This window comes from Falsiroseomonas oryziterrae (genome assembly GCF_021864505.1).
GTDB lineage: Bacteria > Pseudomonadota > Alphaproteobacteria > Acetobacterales > Acetobacteraceae > Falsiroseomonas > Falsiroseomonas oryziterrae.
In genome coordinates this window covers 14,274-31,114 of record NZ_JAKJIB010000015.1, presented here as the reverse complement: position 1 = coordinate 31,114, position 16,841 = coordinate 14,274, and the positions used below count along the sequence as shown (strand labels likewise).

Here is a 16,841-nt window from a genome sequence, read left to right as displayed (position 1 = left end):
CGCGGGCAGTCCGCGCAGCAGCGCGGCGAGCCGCGGGGCGGTGGCCTGCCGGGCCGCCTCCTCGATGGCACGGTAGTCGGCGACCAGGCGTCGTCCCGCCTCGGTCAGGGTCGCGCCGCCCCCGCGCGCACCGCCCGGGCTCGTCGCGACGGCCGGCGTGCCGAGCAGTTGGTTCAGCGTATCCACGAGTTCCCAGGCGCGCCGATAGCTCATCTGCAGCGCGCGACCGGCGGCGGAGATCGAGCCCTCGCGCTCGATCGCCTCGAGCAGCGCGATCTTGCCCGGGCCGACGCGCCCGCCCGGCAGGTCGATCCGCAGGCTGAGGCAGGGCGGCCCGGCCTTCTCCGCCTTCACGACGGGCCCGCCGCGCGATGGTCGAGCGTCACCGCCTTGACGAGCGCCCAGAGCCGCATGCCGGGATAGAGGCCGAGCCGGGCGACGCTGTCGCGGGTGACGCGGGCGAGGAGCGGCGTCGGCCCTGCATCGAGGCGCAGGAACGCCTCGGCCGGCTCCGGGGCCGGCCGGATCTCGGCAAGCGTGACGGGCAGCACGTTGCGCATCGAGATTCCGCGCGGCTCCTCGGTCGCCACGGAGATGTCACGCGCCCGGAGCCGCACGCGGAGCCGCGTGCCCGGCGCGCCGGGATGGATGGTGGCGACCAGCGTGCCGCCGTCGAAGCCGAGGCGGGTCAGGCCCTCGGGGCCGGACTCGATCACCGTGCAGGAGAGCAGCACGCCGGCGTCGCGCCGGGCGGCGAGCGGCAGGTCGGTGCGCGCCGACAGCGCCTCCACCGGGCCCGATGCGACGACGCGCCCCTCCTGCATCAGGACGAGGTGGTCGGCCAGCGCGTCCACCTCGTCGAGCGCATGGGTGACGTAGAGGATCGGCAGTCGCGCCGCCGCCCGCAGCCGCCCGAGGAAGGGCAGGACTTCCGCGCGCCGCGGCGCATCCAGCGCGGCGAGCGGTTCGTCCATCAGCAGCAGCCGCGGCCGCGCCAGCAGGGCACGGCCGAGCGCCACGCGCTGCCGCTCGCCGCCCGAGAGGGCGGCGGGGCGACGGCCGAGCAGATGCGCGATCCCGAGCAGCGCGACCACCTCGTCAAAGGAAGGTCCCCCGCTCTCCGCCGGCGCGCGGCGCAGGCCGTATCGCAGGTTGGTCTCGACGCTGAGATGCGGGAACAGCCGCGCATCCTGGAACACCACGGCGCAACGCCGCCGCTCGGGCGCCACGCAGATGCCGCGCGCCGTGTCGAGCAGGGGCGTTCCGTCCAGGACGACGCGCCCCTGCTGGGGGCGCAGCAGACCGGCGACCGCCGACAGCACCGTGGTCTTGCCGCAGCCGGACGGACCGAAGAGAGCGGTCACCCCCTCCCCCGGCGCATCGATCCGCGCGTCGAGCGCGAAGCCCTCGTCGCGCCCCGAGGCGCGCCACCCGGGCGCGCCGAAGCGATGCTGCAGGCTCAACTCGATCATGCGCGCCCCAGCAGCAGGTACATCCGCCGCGCGATGAGTTCCGCCAGCAGCAGACCGGCGACGGCCAGCGCGAAGGAGATGGCGGCGAGCCGCGCCGCCACCGCCTCGCCCCCTGGGGTCTGCGTCGCGCTGTAGATCGCGAGCGGCAGGGTCTGCGTCTCGCCGGGGATGTTCGACGCGAATGTGATCACGGCGCCGAACTCGCCGAGACCGGCGGCGAAGGCGGTGACCGCGCCGGCCAGGATGCCGGGCGACATCAGCGGCAGCGTGACGGTGAGGAAGCGGTCGAGCGGCCCTGCACCGAGGGTGCGCGCCGCCGCCTCCAGCCCCGGATCCACGTTCTCGAGGCCGAGGCGCACGGCGCGGACGATCAGCGGGAAGGACATCACCGCGGTGGCCAGGGCGGCGCCTTCGGTGGTGAAGACCAGCCGGATGCCGAACCAGTCGTGCAGCGGTGCGCCGATCGGCCCGCGGATGCCGAAGAGCATCAGTAGCGCCCAGCCGACCACGACCGGCGGCACCACCAGCGGCAGGTGCACCAGCGCGTCGAGGAACATGCGGCCCGGGAAGCGGCCGCGCGCGAGCAGCCAGGCGATGCCGACCGCGGGCACGAGCGAGACGAGGACCGACCGCGTCGCCACCTCGAGCGAGAGGCGCACCGCCTGCCATTCCTCGGGGGCCAGGCCGATCACCTGGCGAGCACGAAACCGAAGCGCCCCCATGTGGCCGCAGCCTCCGCCGAGGTCGCGAAGCCGAGGAGGGCGCGCGCGGCAGCGTTGTCTTCCGCGCGGCGCGTGAGCGCGAAGGGATAGGTGATCGGCGGATGGCTCTCCGGGGGAAAGGTCGCGACCACGCGGACGCCCTGGCTCGCGCGCGCATCGGTCTCGTAGACGATGCCGAAGGGAGCCTCCCCACGCTCGACGAGCAGCAGCGCGGCACGGACATTGTCGGCACGGGCGAGGCGCGGTGCGATCGCGCTCCACTGGCCCATCCACTCGAGCGCCGCCCGGGCATAGCGGCCGACCGGCACGTTGGCGGGATCCCCGGTTGCGATGCGGTCGCGCGGACCGAGCAGCGCGGCGAGGTCCGTGCCGCGCGCCAGCGTGGCGCGTACCGTCGAACTGGCCGGCGCGACCAGGACGAGGCTGTTGCCGATCGGCGAGACCCGCGTCGCCGTCACGATCAGGTTCCGCTCCTGCAGATAGTCCATCCACGGCTCGTCCGCCGACAGGAACAGGTCCGCCGGCGCGCCCTGCTCGATCTGCCGGGCGAGCGCAGACGAGGCCGCGAAGGAGAGGCGCGGCGCCGGATGACCGCGTGCCTGCCAGTCCTGCGCGAGCGCGCGCAGCGCGTCGGTCAGGGACGCGGCCGCGAAGACCGTCACCGGCTGTTGCGCGCGAACAGCCGGGGCAGAGGCAAGGAGCAGTGACGCGGCGACGAGGAAGACACGGCGACGCGGCATCGGGCCTCGTTGGGAGCGTTATATCCAGTTGGATATAGCGGCTGCCAGCCGATGTGTCCACCCGAGTTGAGGCTGCCCCGGGTCAGGCGCGGAAGGCGTCGGCGGGCGATGGCAGGCGGGGGAGTTCGTTGGGCGCGCGCGGCTCGACGCGCCAATAGGGGCGCTCGGCCGGCGGCGTTCGCTGCGCACAGCCCGACACGGCCAGCAGCGCGAGCATCAGGCCGGTCAGATGCGCGATGGCGCGACGCGGCGCAGCAGGTCTCGAGCGGCGCCGCATCGCAGGACGCTCCGGAGGTGGAAGGACGGCGGGCCGAGCATGGCGTGGACCGCCGCCCGACGCCAGCGCCCCGCCGCGGCGCCCGACCCGTCATCCGGCTGCCCGCGCCCGGACCGCACCCTTGCGGCGCGCCCTGGGTCTGGCGCAGAAACGGCGTCACGGCCCGCCCGCAGAATGGGGCGGCACAAGGGAGGAACGGGAATGAAGCGTCGGATCTTGCCGGCCGCGGGCTTCGCGGCGGCGCTGCTGGCGGCGATGCCGTGGAGCAGCGTACAGGCCCAGGGCAGCTGCAGCTTCCGCGGCGCCCTCGACGACGCGTATTGCGACGAGAACCGCGACATGGTGGCCGACGCGCCGACCGATCCGGCCCGCCTGCGTGACCCCTCGACGCTCGTCTTCGCCTACACGCCGGTCGAGGACCCCGCCCTCTACGCCAACCAGTTCCGCCCGTTCCTGGAGTACCTCACGCAGTGCACGGGCAAGCGTACGGTCTATTTCCAGGTGACCTCCAACGCCGCCCAGGTCGAGGCAATGCGCTCCGGGCGGCTGCACATCGCGGGCTTCTCGACCGGCCCGACGGCCTTCGCCGTGAACCTCGCCGGCGCCGTGCCCTTCGCCGTGAAGGGCAACGAGCAGGCCTATGAGAGCTACCGCGTGGTGACGCTGGTGCGTGCCGACAGCCCCTTCCAGCAGCTCTCGGACCTGCGCGGGCGGCGGGTCGCACACACCTCCGCGACCTCGAACTCCGGCAACCTCGCGCCGCGCGCCTTCTTCCCCGGCGCCGGCCTGACGCCCGACACCGACTACCGCGTGGTGTTCTCGGGCGGCCATGACCGCAGCGTGATGGGCGTGAATGCGGGCGACTACGACGCGGCGCCCGTCGCCTCCGACGTCTTCGATCGCATGGTCGCGCGTGGCCAGGTGCGGCGCGAGAACTTCCGCATCATCTGGCAGTCGGATCCCTTCCCGACCAGCAGCTTCGCGCATGCCCACGACCTGCGCCCCGAGCTCGCGCAGCGCATCCGCCAATGCTTCTACGATTTCCGCTTCCCGGCCGCGATGTCGCGCGACCTCGGCGGCAACGACCGCTTCTGGCCGGCGACCTATGCGCGCGACTGGGCGCCGGTGCGTGCCGTGGCGGACGCGGTGAACGCCCCCTACAACCGCGCCGCCTGGGACGCCGAGAGCCGGCGCGAGCTGGAGGCGGAGCAGCGCCGCAACCAGCAGCGCCAGCAGCAGCAACAGCAACAGCAGCAGGCGCCGCGCACCCAGTGAGCCTGAGCGCGACGCAGGCGACGCCGCGGGGGCTGGTCCTCCGCGGCCTCTCCAAGGAATACGTGCCGGGCAAGCCGGTGCTGCGCGGCATCGACCTGGCCATCGCGCCGGAGGGGATGACGGCCATCATCGGCCCCTCCGGCACCGGCAAGTCCACGCTGATCCGCTGCATCAACCGCCTCGTCGAGCCGACCGCCGGCGAGGTGCTGCTGCATGGCGAGGACATCGCGCGGCTGCGCGGCGGCGCCCTGCGTGCCGCGCGGCGGCGCATCGGCATGGTCTTCCAGGAATACAACCTGGTCGAGCGCCTGACGGTGATGGAGAACGTGCTCTCCGGCCGCCTCGGCTACGTACCCCTCTGGCGCGCCTGGCTGCGGCGCTACCCGGAGGAGGACATCGCACGCGCCTTCGAACTGCTGGACGCCGTCGGACTGCCGGAGCACGCGACGCGGCGCGCCGATGCGCTGTCCGGCGGCCAGCGCCAGCGCGTCGGGATCGCGCGCGCGCTGATGCAGCGTCCCGACCTGCTGCTGGCGGACGAACCGACCTCATCCCTCGACCCCAAGACGGCCGTCGAGGTGATGGAGTTGCTCGCGCGCCTGACCGGCGAGGCCGGCGTGCCCGTGATCGTCAACATCCACAACGTCGACCTCGCCAGGCGCTTCGCGCAGCGGATCATCGGCATGTCGGGCGGTGCGGTGGTCTTCGACGGCCCGCCGGAGGCGCTGGAGCCCGAGCACCTGCGCCAGATCTACGGCGGCGAGGACTGGCTGTGAGCGCGTCTGCCGCGACCGCCGCAAGGCGCGCCTTCGCGCCGAACTGGCCGGCGCGGCTCGGCCTCGTCGCGCTCGGCCTCTACTGCGTCTATGCGATGGGCCGCCTCGACATCACCGGCGAGCGCCTCGTGACCGGACTCGGGGAGGCCGGACGCTTCCTCGCCCGCATGTGGCCGCCCAATTTCGAACGCTGGGAATTGCTGGTGGAGGGGCTGCTGGAGAGCATCCAGATCGCCCTGCTGTCCTCGGCGCTCGGCATCCTGCTGTCGCTGCCGCTCGGGCTGATGGCGGCACGCAACCTCTCGCCCGCGATCGTAGCGGCGCCGACGCGCGCCTTCGTCGCGGTCTGCCGCAGCCTGCACTACGTGATCGTCGCGATCCTCTTCGTGAAGGCGATCGGCTTCGGCGCACTGGCCGGCGTCGCGGCGCTGACCGTCGCTTCCATGGGCTTCGTGGCCAAGCTCTTCGCCGAGGCGATCGAGGAGATCTCGATGAAGCAGGTGGAGGCGATCCGCGCCACCGGCGCAGGGCCGGGCGGCGTGCTGCTCTACGGCGTGCTGCCGCAGGTGGCCTCCCGCTTCACCGGCTTCTGCCTCTACCAGCTCGACTCCAACCTGCGGAACTCGACGCTGGTCGGGATCGTCGGCGCGGGCGGCATCGGGGGGACGCTGTTCGCCGCCTTCAAGCGCTTCGACTACGACTTCGTCGCGGCGATCCTGCTGTCCATCATCGCCCTGATCTTCGTCGCCGAGGTCATTTCCGGCCGCATCCGGGCGGCGATGCGATGAGCGCGCCCGCAGCCGCCATCCGGCCGGGCGACGCGCTCCGGCGCGAATGGCATCGCTTCACGCCGCAGGAACGCATCGGCCGGTGGCTGGTGTGGCTCGCCATCGTCGCCTCCCTCGTCTGGGCGGTCCGCACGGTCGAGATCATCCCGGAGTTCCTGGCGGATGCGCCGCAGCAGATGGCGGACCTGCTGGTGCGCATGTGGCCGCCCGACCTTGCGCACTATTACCCGTCCGTCCACGACGCGCTGATCGAGACGCTGCACATCGCGACCCTCGGCACCGTCTTCTCCTTCGCGCTGGCCGTGCCGCTCGCCCTGATGGCGGCGCGCAACATCTGCCGGATCCCGGCGCTGAACGCGCTGGCGCAGCTGCTCCTGGTCGCCTCGCGCTCGGTCAACTCGCTGGTCTGGGCGCTGATCTTCGTCGCCGTCTTCGGGCCCGGCGCCGCGGCCGGCACCTTCGCGATCGCCTTCCGCTCGGTGGGCTTCGTCGGCAAGCTGCTGGCCGAGGCACTGGAGGAGACCGCGCCCGGCCCGGTCGAGGCGCTGCGCGCCACCGGCGCACCCTGGGGGTCGGTCATGCTGAAGGGCGTCTGGCCGCAGGTGCAGCCGGCCTTCTGGGGCATCGCGCTGTTCCGCTGGGACATCAACGTCCGGGAGAGCGCGGTGCTCGGCCTGGTCGGCGCCGGCGGCATCGGCGTGGTGCTGGATGACGCGATCAACTTCTTCCAGTGGGATCGCGTTGCGACGGTGCTGCTCGCGATCCTCGCTGTCGTGATCATCGCCGAGATCCTGGTCACGCGGATCCGCGCCAGGCTGATCTGACGCCCAGGTTCCGGGGCGCGCCGCGTCAGCGCGCCAGCAACCGCTCCGGCAGGGCGCCTGCGGAGGGCGGCGGCAGCGCCGCCGCATCCGGAACCTGGTCCTTGGCCGGGCGCGGCGCAGGCGACGGGCCCAGCGCCGCCTCGAGCCGATCGAGTGCGCGGTTCCAGAGCAGCCGCCGCTGGGCGAACTGGTCCTCGAGCCAAGCCGCGCCGCACGGGAGCAGCAGGATGCGCGGGCCGAGGCTGAGGTGACCCTGTGTGGCCGCCTCCTGCAGCAGGTTGCGGATGGTTTGCGGAACGACCCGCAGGGCGGCGGACTGGCTGCGGACGAAATCGCCGCGCACGGCTTCGCCGCCGGTGCGGGCCAGCGCCATCAGGAGGTAGAGGAAGTGCACGCCGTCATGGCGAGGCTCGCCCGGCGGCAGCGTGCGGCCGAAGGCCAGCAGGTGCTCGGCATAGATGCGGCTGGCGGCGAGCTGGCCCGCGCCGCCTTCCTCGAGCCCGCTGGCCGGGTTCACGCGACCGAAGGTGACCGCGGCGCGATCGAAGAAGCCGAGCGCGGCGGCGCCGAAGGCGGAGCGGAGCCTCGGCGTCGGCTCGATCCGCAGCAGGCGCGCATCCTCCCCGCGGGCGCGCGCGACGAGGAGATCGCCGGTCTGCGCGGCGAGGCAGACGATCCGTTCGACGCTGCCGAAGCTGAGCCGCGCCAGCTCCGCGAGATCGGCATAGGCGACCGGGCGTCCCGGCGGCGCCAGCCAGGCCGAGCGGGAGCAGATCGCGGCCAGCAGAACCAGCCGGCGCCGCTTCCTGACCCAGAAATCGGCGAAGCCGGGGTTGCCCAGGAACATCGCCGCCGAGGCGTGCCGGCTCGCCCTGCCGAAGGCGGCCAGCGCCTCGGGCGCGACCCGGGCGGGCAGGTCTGTCACGCCGCAGTCCCTCGGAGCTCCCGCGCCGCCGCACGGCCCTCGACTGCCAGGCAGTGGCACGGGGCGGTGGCGATGGGAGTTGCGAACGGCACCGGCATCGAAACCCGATCTATCGTCGTGATTGTCTAGCAGATGCGTGGCGGCATTCCAGCCGGTCGCGCCATCCGCAGGTTCCGACGGTCTCGGACAGCGGGCCAGGTGCCCGGGCAGACCGCGCCGGGCCGCTACTGGACAGCGGTCCACGCCGGCGGCGTGGCGGCCCTGTTCCGGCGCGCTTCGCACCAGCCGGCAGCGAATGCTCTTCTGAACATCGTTGCGGGTCGCGCGTTCTCGAATCATGCCGCGCCGACCCGCACAGCCGTCCCTGCAACCGGACCCGCTTGCGACCTACCGGACGAAGCGCGACTTCGCGCGCACCTCCGAGCCGCGCGGGGCGGCGAGGGCAAGGTCTCGCCGGACGGGGCTCCGCTTCACGGTGCAGAAGCACGCCGCCTCGCGGCTGCACTACGACTTGCGGCTCGAATTCGACGGTGTCCTGAAGAGCTGGGCGGTCACGCGCGGGCCCTCGCTCGATCCCGCCGACAAGCGCCTTGCCGTCCAGACCGAGGACCACCCCCTCGACTACCTGACCTTCGAAGGGGTGATCGAGGGTGGCTACGGCGCGGGGACGATGATGGTCTGGGACAGCGGCACCTGGGAGCCTGCGCCGGAGAGCCCGGACGCAGCGGCTGCGCTCGAAGGGGGCAACCTGAAGTTCGTCCTGCATGGCGAGCGCCTGCGCGGCGGGTGGGATCTCGTCCGGATGCGTCCCCGACCGAAGGAACGCCAGCCCCAATGGCTGCTCATCAAGCGTCGTGACGCGGAGGCGCGACCGGGCGCAGGCACGCGCATGCTCGAGGAGGCGACGACATCGATCGTGTCCGGGAGGACGATGGATGCGATCACCGCGGGCAAGCAGCCGCAGGCCAGGGCCCTGGCCGCAACGCAACCGCCCCGGATCGCCGCAGCACGGAGGGCACCTGCCCCCAAGCTGAACCGGGCAGAGGCGAATGGCCCGGTCGGCTCCGGCATCGCGCCGATGCTCTGCAAGCTCGTGGACCGCGCGCCGGAGGAGCCGGGCTGGATCCATGAACTGAAGCTCGATGGCTATCGGATCCAGGCGATCATCGCGGGAGGGCGCGCGCGGCTGATGACGCGCAATGCGAAGGACTGGACCTCGCGCTTCACGGGAACCACGGCCGCCTTGGGAAGGCTGCCGGACTGCATCCTCGATGGCGAACTCTGTGCCCTGGACGACGAGGGGAAGCCGGACTTCGCGCTGCTCGGCGCGTCTGCCGAGCGCGGCGCCACCAGCGCGCTCGTCTACTTCGCCTTCGACATCCTTGCGCTGCGCGGCGAAGACCTGCGCGACCTTCCGCTGACGGAGCGGAAGGCACGGCTGGCCGCCACGCTCGCGCCGCCGCCGCCGGGCATCCGCCTGGTCGAGGCGTTCGATCACCCGGGTGAGGCTGTGCTGCGCTCCGCCTGCCGCATCGGCCTCGAGGGGATCGTCTCGAAGCGCGCCGATGCGCCCTACCGGCCGGGAGATCGCGGTGGCGAATGGGTGAAGGTGAAGTGTCGGGGCCGCGACGAGTTCGTCGTCGTCGGACATGGCACCGGCCAGAAGGGACGGATGACGCTGCTGCTTGGTGCCTGGCGCGGTGGGCGGCTCGTCTATCTCGGCCGGGTCGGCTCCGGCATCGGAGAGCGCGAGGCGAAGCGGCTCGGTGGGCTCCTCGAACCCTTGCGGCGGGACAGACCGGCGGTGACCGGCGTTCCGGCCACGGAGCGCCGCGCGACGGCATGGGTCGAGCCGAAGCTGGTGGCCGAGATCGACTACACGGGCTGGACCGCCGATGGGTTGATACGGCAGGGCAGCTTCAAGGGCGTGCGCGAGGACAAGCCTGCACGCCAGGTCGTCGCGCCGCGCACCGACGCGGTGCCGCCCTCGTCCCGGCCCCGGCAGCGCGCCGCATCGGCTGCGTCGGGCGGCGTCACGCTCACGCATCCCGACAAGCCGCTGTGGCCGGAGGACGGCATCAGCAAGCGCGACCTCGCCGAGTACTACGCGTCCGTCGCCGGCCCGCTGCTCGACTATGCGGGCGGGCGGCCGCTCTCGCTCATCCGCGCGCCGGACGGCATCGGCGGGCAGCGCTTCTTCCAGCGCCACCCGATGCGCGGCATGTCACAGCTCATCCGCGTGGTCGAGCTGCAGGGCGAAGCGGGCGGCGTCCTGGTCGTGGATCGCCCGGAAGCGCTGGCGGCCTTGGCCCAGATCGGCGTCCTGGAGATCCATCCCTGGGGCTCCCGCGCCGACGACCCCGAGCGGCCGGACCGGCTGGTGTTCGACCTGGACCCTGACGAGGGACTGCCTTTCCCGCGCGTCGTCGAGGCAGCGCGCGAGCTGAAGGAGCGCCTTGAGCGGCTCGGCCTCGGCGCCTTCTGCAAGACGACGGGCGGCAAGGGCCTGCACGTCGTCGTGCCGCTGACGCCGCGCGCCGACTGGGCGGAGGCGAAAGCGTTCTGCCGGGCGATGGTGGAGCTGATGGCGGGCGACGCGCGGGACCGATACACCACCAACATGGCCAAGCGCGCACGGGCGGGCCGGATCTTCCTCGACTATCTCAGGAACGACCGCGGCTCCACCGCCGTCGCGGCCTGGTCGCCGCGCGCGCGTCCCGGCGCGCCGGTGTCCATGCCGCTTGCGTGGAGCGAGGTCGGCAACGCGCTTGACCCTGCCGCGCATACGATGCGGACCGCCGCGGCGCGCGCGGCCAGGTCCAGGGCCTGGACCGACTATGCCGCGGCAGCCCGGCCGCTGCCGAAGCTGCGCTGACCGCAGCTCCGACGCGCCCGCGTGCCGCGCCTCCGATGCTACTCCGGCCGCATCATCAACGCGTTGAAGCGGCGCTGCGGTTGGGGCGTGATGTGCACGCCCCGGCGCGCGGCGAACTCCCAGCTCGGATGGAAGACCGGGATGATCGCGACATCCTCGAAGGCGGCGTCCAGCGCGGCGTGCAGCCTGGCGCGGCGCCGTTCGAGGTCGGGCTCCGACAGGGCTGCCTGGATCAGCGCATCCACCTCCGGGTTCGAATAGCGCGTGCGGTTGGCGGCACCGTAGCCGCGCGCCGCCTCGAAGCTGTGGATCACGGCGCGGAGGCCCTCGCCGGCCTCGGAGGTGCCATACTGGGCGATGAAGGCCGAATAGGACTGACGCGAGGCTTCGGCGAAGAAGACCTGCCCGGCGATGCCGGCGACCTGCGCCTGGATGCCGGCGCGGGTCCACATCTGCGCCACCGCCTGCGCGACCTGCGCATCCTTGGGGTAGCGGTCGGTCGTGGCGTGCAGGGTCAGGCGGAAGCCCTGCGGGAAGCCCGCCTCGGCGAGCAGAGCGCGGGCGCGCGCGAGGTCGTGCGGCGGCGGCCGGAGATTTGGGCTCGTGCCGTCCACGAAGGAGGGGAGGAACTGGCTCGCCGGCGTGGCGCTGCCTTCCATAAGCCGCTCGGTGATCGCGCCGCGGTCGATCGCGAGCGACAGCGCCTGCCGCACGCGACGGTCACGCAGCGGGTTGGGAATGGTTTGCCCGTCGCGGCCGGCGACGTGCGGGCTTTCGGGACGGCCGCTGTCCATCGCGATGTAGTGCACCACCGCCGCCGGCCCGCTGAAGGTGCGCAAGCGCGGATCGGCGGCGAGCCTCGCCTTGTCCGCCGTCGGCACCTGGTCGATCGCGTCCACGTCGCCGGCAAGCAGCGCCGCGACGCGCGAGGGGTCGCGCGCGATGGTGCGGATGGTGACGGCCTGCCAGGCCGCGCGCTCGCCCCAGTAGGCGTCGTTGCGCGTGATGGAGAGGCTTTCGATGTTGGTGAAGGCGGCAAAGCGATAGGGCCCCGTGCCGTTCACCCGCCCCGCATTGAAGTCGGAGGTCGTCTGCGCAGCATCGCGTGCGCTGACGATCAGGACGCGCCCTATGTCGTAGGGCATCGTGGCCGTCGGCGTGTTCGTGACGATGCGCACGCGATGGTCGTCCAGCACCTGGATATCGCGGATCGGCCGGATGAAGGGCGTGAAGAGCGCCGGGCTGTTGGGCACGTTCGGCACCCGCGCGACCGAGGCGAGGAGATCCGCCGCGGTGAAGGGCGACCCGTCGTGGAAGCGCACGCCGCGGCGCAGCCGGAACTCCCACGTGTTGTCGTCGATGCGCTGCCAGGATTCCGCGAGCGCGGGCAGCGTCTCCAGCCGTTCGTTCTCGCGCGTCAGCCCCTCGAAGATCTGCGGATGCGCGCTTCCGGCCGGGAAGCCGTTGAAGAAATGCGGGTCCATCGTGTTGAGCTGCAGTTGCGTGCCGATGGTGAGTGTCTGCGCACCCGCCCCGCTCGCCATCAGGACCAGCACCGCCGCCGCCGCGATCCGCTTCATCGCCCTGTCTCCCTTCCGCCCTGGCATCCTGCCGCACCGCGGATGGACGTGTCACCACACGGCTCCTAGGCTGCACGCGGAGGAACGGCATGGCCCAGGCACCCCGCATCGCGCTCGGCGGCTTCATGCTGGAGAGCAACGGCCACGCGCCGGTCGCTACCAAGGCCGAGTTCCAGGCCAATTGCTGGCTCGAGGGCGAGGACCTGGCGGCGGACCTCGCCACCCCTGCCCCGCGCGGCCCGGCGGGGCTGACCGGCTTCATCCGCGCAATGGATGCGGGCCGCGCCTGGGAGCCGGTCTTCACCTTCGCAGCCACCGCAGGCGCCTCCGGCCCGATGGACCAGGCGGCGTTCGACGAGGTCTGCGAGCGGATCTCCGCCCGCATCCAGGCCGCCATGCCGGTGGACGGCGTCTTCCTCGCCTTGCACGGCGCGGCGACGGCAACGGTGGATCGTGATCCGGACGGCACGCTGCTGCGCAAGGTGCGCGACCTCGTCGGCCCCGACGTGCCGGTGCTCGCGACCCTCGACCTGCACTGCAACGTATCCTGGGAGATGGTGCGGCAGGCCGACATGCTCTGTGGCTACATCACCAACCCGCATGTGGACATGGTGGAGCGCGGCATGGAATGCGCCGCCGTGATGCGGGCGATGCTCGGCGGCATGCGGCCCCGGATGGCCTTCGTGAAGCTGCCCTTCATCCCGCCGGCCACGAGCCAGAACACCGCGGCCGGCCCCTACGCCGATGCGATCGCCTACGGCCAGCGCTTCCTGGATCACGAGGTGCTGAACGTCTCGGTGGTCTCCGGCTTCTCGCTCGGCGACACGCTGAAGAACGGCCTGAGCGTGATGGTGACGACGCGCACCGACGCGGCGCGCGCGCAGGCAGTGGCGGCCGACATCGCGGCATGGATCTGGTCCACGCGTGCGAGGTGGGTGACCAACCTGACCAGCCTGGAGGAGACGACGCGCCTCGCGCTCGAGGCCGGCCGCGATCCCTCCAGGCCCTCGCTGCTCTTCGCCGACGTCGCCGACAATCCGGGCGGCGGCGGGCGCGGCAACACCAGCTTCATCCTGCGTTCCTTCATCCGCGCCGGCGTCGAGGGCGCCGTCTTCGGCATCCACAACGACCCGGCGCTCGCCGCGGAGGCGCATGCCCTGGGGCTCGGGGCGCGCTTCGTCGCGCGCTTCAACCGCGACGAGACCAACGCCTTCTCGGAGCGCTTCGAGGCGGAGGCGGTGGTGGAGGCGCTGTCGGATGGCGAGGTGGTCGGGCGGCGCGGCATCTACCGCGACCGCAGCGTCTCGCTCGGCCCCACCGCGCTGCTGCGCATCGGCGGGGTGCGGGTCGCCGTCGTCACGCAGCGCCGGCAACTCGCGGAACCGCGCATGATCGAGACGCTCGGCGTCGACCTGCGCGAGGTGCGATCCCTGGTCGTGAAGTCGCGCGGCCATTTCCGGGCCGGCTTCGACGACATCTGGACCCCAGACCGGATCATCGAGGTGGATGTGCCGGGACTGACGACCGTCGTGCTGACGCGCGTGCCCTGGCGCGAGGTGCCGCGGCCGATCTACCCGCTCGATCCCGGGCTGTCCTGGACGCCGCCCGACGCGGCGCAGGTTCCCGTGCGAGGCTAGGAGAGCGCCCGGAAATGCCGCTTCGCGGCACGAAACGCATCGTCGAGGGTGCGCGCCGTCGCGATCGGCGTCGTCGACCCGGCGCGCCGCACCACCCAGAGGCCACGGCGCCGCGCGAAATGCAGCCGGTAGCCGCGGTCCAGATCCACCCATCGGAAGCCTGATCCGGCCCGGAAGACGATGTCCTCGCCGTCGATGCGGCGCCGGTGATCGAAGGCGAAGCCGCTCCGGACAAAGCGGACCATCGCGTCAGGCCGCGGCGAAGAGCAGGCGCAGGTCGCGGCGGTCGCCGAACGGCACTACGCCCACGAAGACTGTCCCCTCCCCCGCCCCGGCCACCACCCGGAACCGGTGCGCCCGCAGCGCGGCGATCGCATTGTCGAGACGGCGCATGAGGGCCTGCCGGTCAGCGGCGCTCGACGCGCGCAGCGCATCGGGTGGCGCGCCGAGGAGGTCGGCGAGGTCGTGCCACGCGTCCCGGGTCGGCAGGCTCTCCAACTCGTCGGCGCCGACGAGCATGACCAGTCGCGCCTCGACCAGAAGGGCAACGAGGGTCTCGCCGGTCGCACGCCGCATCGCGGGGAGCTGGCCGGGGCCCTCACCCCAGGGCATCGCTCGGCACGCCTGCCGGCGTGTCCTCGAACCCGTGTTCGGCGCGCCAGTCCCAGAGCTCCGAGCCCGGGGCATAGAGGTCCAGCTGCCGCTCCACGGTCGCCGGGGTGAGGCGCAGGCTTGTCCGCGGCCGCCCCGCCGCCTTCAGCCAGGCCGACGGCGCAGGCTGTTCCAGGATCGCGAGCTCCGCTCCGCCCAGCCGCTCGGCAGACAGCCAGTTCGACCACAGGGCGGGCGGCAGCAGCACCGGCATGCGGGTATGCGCGAGCTCCAGAAGCTCGTTCGCGCGGGTGGTCAGGATGGCGAAGCTCGGGCCCTGCGGGCTGGCGTCCCAGATCGCCGGAATCGCGAGCTGCAGGTCGACGGTCGCGCCCACGGCGATACGGCTGCGGCGGACGCTCGGCTGCACATAGCCGCCGACCGGGATAAGACACCGCGGCTTGCGCGAGAGTCGCCTGCCGCGCATGCCCTCGACCGGCAGGGTCAGCCGCGGCCTGCGCGGCATCTCGTGCCGCGGAAGGCCCCAGCGGAGGGCGGCCGCGACCACGTCGCCGGTATAGGGGTCTTGCAGCAGCGCGAGGCAGCGTTCGCCGGCCGCGCGCTCGAAGGGCGGCGCCCCCAGGAGTTCGGGCTCACCGAACAGCACGCCGCGGGGCATGCGAGCCTTCCTTGCGGGTGCGCGACGTGGCCTGTCCCTTTGCGGCGCCTTTCGCAGGTGCCGCAGCGCCGCGCCGCGGCGCGGGCGATGCGGTCGACCGCCGCGGCACTTGTGCCGCGTCCGGTGCGGGCGGCGGCGCCTTCAAGGAACGACGCAGCGCCTCCATGAGATCGATGACGTTGCTTTCACTGGGTCCCGGCGCGGGGCGGTGCACCACCTTGCCCGCACCCTCGGCCTTCGCCTCGATGAGTTCGCGCACGGCCTCCTTGTAGCGGTCGTTAAACTCGGACGGATCGAAGGGCCCCTCTGCCTGTGCGATGATCTGCTTCGCGATCTCGACCATCCGCCGGTCGATCTTCACCTCGGCGATCGTCTCGAAGGCCTCGGCCTCGGAGCGGACCTCGTCCTGGCTGTGCAGCGTGCTCAGCAGCATCCCGCGCCCACGGGGCTCGATGGCGACGATCCGCTCGCGATTGGCCATCACGAGGCGACCGAGGGCGACGCGGCCCTCGCCGGACATCGCCTCGCGGATCACCGCGTACGGATCCTGCGCGGGCTTGCCGTCGGGGACGAGGAAGTAGGGCTCGTCCCAGTAGAGCCGGTCGATCTCGGGCGCCGCGACGAAGCGCTCGATGTCGATGACCTTCGTGCTCTCGAGCTTCAGCTCCTTCAGCTCGGCGTCCTCGACGACGACATAGCGGTCGCGCTCGATCTCGAAGCCGCGCACGAGATCCTTGCGCTCGACGATGGCGTCCTCCGGGTCCTTCCACATCTGCTTCACCCGATTGAGTGTCTGGCGATGCAGGAGGTTGAACTGCACGGAGTCGCCCGCGCCGACCGCCTTGAAGAGGCGGACCGGGCAGGTCACGAGCGACAGACGGAGATGCCCTTCCCAGGTCGGTCGGAGTGCCATCGGCTCCGCTCTTGCCCCGCTCTCTGCGTGGTGTCGTGACGTGATGTCGTGCTTCGAACGGGTGCGGAAATGGCAAGTTTGCTGTCGCGCTGCCGCCGGCCGGTACGCCGCCGCGTCTCGCGCGCAGTCGCAACGCGCGCGCTGACGCGCCTGGATTTGCACCGCTTTTCTCGCGACGTCGCGGCGCGCGGGTCATTACGCGGCCGAGTCTGTGGACAATGTGGATCGTCCGCGGAACGCTTGGCGAGCGAAGGCGCGCGGAACGCTGCGGCGGTGTGGGCAGTTGAGCGCTCGGCATGCGGAGCGCGACGCAACCGTGGCGACTCGTCGGAACCTCAAATCGGCGCGACTTCTCGACCTCGTGGCGTGGCAGGTGCGCGACGCGGCCGGCGCAGGCGCGGCGATCCCGCTCCGGGCGCATCTCCTCGCGGCAGGGGGCAGGCTCATCCGCGTGGATGTCGACCAGCCGGCTGGCGCCGACGACTACGCCGCCGTCGGCGCGATCCTCGGCCAGCTGATGCGCGATCGGCGTGCAGGCCTCGCGGTTCTCCAGGTGCCGGTACCCGGCGTGACCGGAACGGTCGTCATGATACGCGCCGTCGACCGGTCCGGACGGGAATGCGGGGTGAGACAGGTGCAGTTGCTTCGCGGGCGGCTCGGTTTCCTTCCGCCCGCGCCCAACACGTGCTCGTGATGACCAGGTGCCCGCTTTTCCGCCTAGTAGGCCCTGGCCGCCGCCCGCTACCCGGATACCCCTGACGCGGCTC

18 protein-coding genes are annotated in these 16,841 nt (G+C 72.3%); 7 read left to right on the top strand and 11 right to left on the bottom strand.

Features of this window, described 5'->3' with window-relative positions:
• The 5 genes from L2I40_RS03045 to L2I40_RS03025 form a co-directional block, all read right to left on the bottom strand.
• Positions 1-354, bottom strand: a 354-nt coding sequence (locus tag L2I40_RS03045) for a winged helix-turn-helix domain-containing protein (protein ID WP_237213389.1), incomplete at its 3' end; no start/stop codon positions are given.
• Positions 351-1,472 (bottom strand): molybdenum ABC transporter ATP-binding protein, encoded by a 1,122-nt coding sequence (gene modC, locus L2I40_RS03040; protein ID WP_237213388.1) that lies wholly within the window; start codon positions 1,470-1,472, stop codon positions 351-353. The genes modC and L2I40_RS03045, both read right to left, overlap by 4 nt.
• Positions 1,469-2,164, bottom strand: a complete 696-nt coding sequence (modB, locus tag L2I40_RS03035; protein ID WP_237213387.1) for a molybdate ABC transporter permease subunit — start codon at positions 2,162-2,164, stop codon at positions 1,469-1,471. Before modB ends, modC begins: the two co-directional genes overlap by 4 nt.
• Positions 2,161-2,934: a molybdate ABC transporter substrate-binding protein gene (modA, locus tag L2I40_RS03030; protein ID WP_237213386.1), complete on the bottom strand. Its 774-nt coding sequence runs from the start codon at positions 2,932-2,934 to the stop codon at positions 2,161-2,163. Before modA ends, modB begins: the two co-directional genes overlap by 4 nt.
• An 82-nt stretch (positions 2,935-3,016) precedes the next feature.
• Entirely contained in the window at positions 3,017-3,211 is a 195-nt protein-coding gene (locus L2I40_RS03025) for a hypothetical protein (protein WP_237213385.1), read from the bottom strand.
• A 201-nt stretch (positions 3,212-3,412) separates the two neighbouring features.
• On the opposite strand from L2I40_RS03025, the gene phnD reads away from it, so the two are divergent.
• Genes phnD through phnE (L2I40_RS03005) form a run of 4 tightly spaced genes read left to right on the top strand, consistent with a single transcriptional unit; the run spans position 3,413 to position 6,874 of the window.
• A complete protein-coding gene (phnD, locus tag L2I40_RS03020) occupies positions 3,413-4,486 on the top strand; it encodes a phosphate/phosphite/phosphonate ABC transporter substrate-binding protein (RefSeq protein ID WP_237213384.1) in 1,074 nt (357 codons plus the stop codon).
• A complete protein-coding gene (gene phnC / locus L2I40_RS03015) occupies positions 4,483-5,262 on the top strand; it encodes a phosphonate ABC transporter ATP-binding protein (protein WP_237213383.1) in 780 nt (259 codons plus the stop codon). The genes phnD and phnC overlap by 4 nt, the downstream gene beginning before the upstream one ends.
• Complete coding sequence (gene phnE / locus L2I40_RS03010) at positions 5,259-6,050, top strand: phosphonate ABC transporter, permease protein PhnE (RefSeq protein WP_237213382.1); 792 nt, start codon at positions 5,259-5,261, stop codon at positions 6,048-6,050. The genes phnC and phnE (L2I40_RS03010) overlap by 4 nt, the downstream gene beginning before the upstream one ends.
• A complete protein-coding gene (gene phnE / locus L2I40_RS03005) occupies positions 6,047-6,874 on the top strand; it encodes a phosphonate ABC transporter, permease protein PhnE (RefSeq protein ID WP_237213381.1) in 828 nt (275 codons plus the stop codon). The genes phnE (L2I40_RS03010) and phnE (L2I40_RS03005) overlap by 4 nt, the downstream gene beginning before the upstream one ends.
• A gap of 25 nt (positions 6,875-6,899) precedes the next feature.
• On the opposite strand, the gene L2I40_RS03000 is transcribed toward phnE (L2I40_RS03005), so the two are convergent.
• The gene (locus tag L2I40_RS03000) at positions 6,900-7,799 is read right to left on the bottom strand and encodes a hypothetical protein (RefSeq protein WP_237213380.1); all 900 of its coding nucleotides are present in this window, start codon (positions 7,797-7,799) and stop codon (positions 6,900-6,902) included.
• A 337-nt stretch (positions 7,800-8,136) separates the two neighbouring features.
• On the opposite strand from L2I40_RS03000, the gene ligD reads away from it, so the two are divergent.
• On the top strand, positions 8,137-10,674 hold the full coding sequence (gene ligD, locus L2I40_RS02995; RefSeq protein WP_237213379.1) for a DNA ligase D: 2,538 nt from the start codon (positions 8,137-8,139) through the stop codon (positions 10,672-10,674).
• Positions 10,675-10,712: 38 nt separating this feature from the next.
• Here the strand turns inward: ligD and L2I40_RS02990 are convergent, their stop codons facing one another.
• Entirely contained in the window at positions 10,713-12,254 is a 1,542-nt protein-coding gene (locus tag L2I40_RS02990) for an ABC transporter substrate-binding protein (protein ID WP_237213378.1), read from the bottom strand.
• A gap of 89 nt (positions 12,255-12,343) precedes the next feature.
• On the opposite strand from L2I40_RS02990, the gene L2I40_RS02985 reads away from it, so the two are divergent.
• Positions 12,344-13,891, top strand: coding sequence for a M81 family metallopeptidase (locus L2I40_RS02985; RefSeq protein ID WP_237213377.1), 1,548 nt, complete (start codon positions 12,344-12,346; stop codon positions 13,889-13,891).
• Here the strand turns inward: L2I40_RS02985 and L2I40_RS02980 are convergent.
• From L2I40_RS02980 to ku, 4 genes are read right to left on the bottom strand one after another with little or no spacing between them, the layout of a single operon-like run.
• Positions 13,888-14,136: a hypothetical protein gene (locus tag L2I40_RS02980; RefSeq protein WP_237213376.1), complete on the bottom strand. Its 249-nt coding sequence runs from the start codon at positions 14,134-14,136 to the stop codon at positions 13,888-13,890. The genes L2I40_RS02985 and L2I40_RS02980 overlap by 4 nt on opposite strands.
• 4 nt (positions 14,137-14,140) lie before the next feature.
• Positions 14,141-14,503: a hypothetical protein gene (locus L2I40_RS02975; protein WP_237213375.1), complete on the bottom strand. Its 363-nt coding sequence runs from the start codon at positions 14,501-14,503 to the stop codon at positions 14,141-14,143.
• Positions 14,490-15,161 carry an SOS response-associated peptidase family protein gene (locus L2I40_RS02970; RefSeq protein ID WP_237213374.1) on the bottom strand — a complete coding sequence of 224 codons (672 nt, stop codon included), beginning with the start codon at positions 15,159-15,161 and terminating at the stop codon, positions 14,490-14,492. Before L2I40_RS02970 ends, L2I40_RS02975 begins: the two co-directional genes overlap by 14 nt.
• Positions 15,136-16,236: a non-homologous end joining protein Ku gene (ku, locus tag L2I40_RS02965; RefSeq protein ID WP_237213372.1), complete on the bottom strand. Its 1,101-nt coding sequence runs from the start codon at positions 16,234-16,236 to the stop codon at positions 15,136-15,138. The genes L2I40_RS02970 and ku overlap by 26 nt, the downstream gene beginning before the upstream one ends.
• Positions 16,237-16,447: 211 nt before the next feature.
• Here ku and L2I40_RS02960 point away from each other — a divergent pair, with 211 nt between their 5' ends.
• Positions 16,448-16,768 (top strand): hypothetical protein, encoded by a 321-nt coding sequence (locus L2I40_RS02960; protein WP_237213371.1) that lies wholly within the window; start codon positions 16,448-16,450, stop codon positions 16,766-16,768.
• The last annotated feature ends 73 nt before the right edge of the window (positions 16,769-16,841 follow it).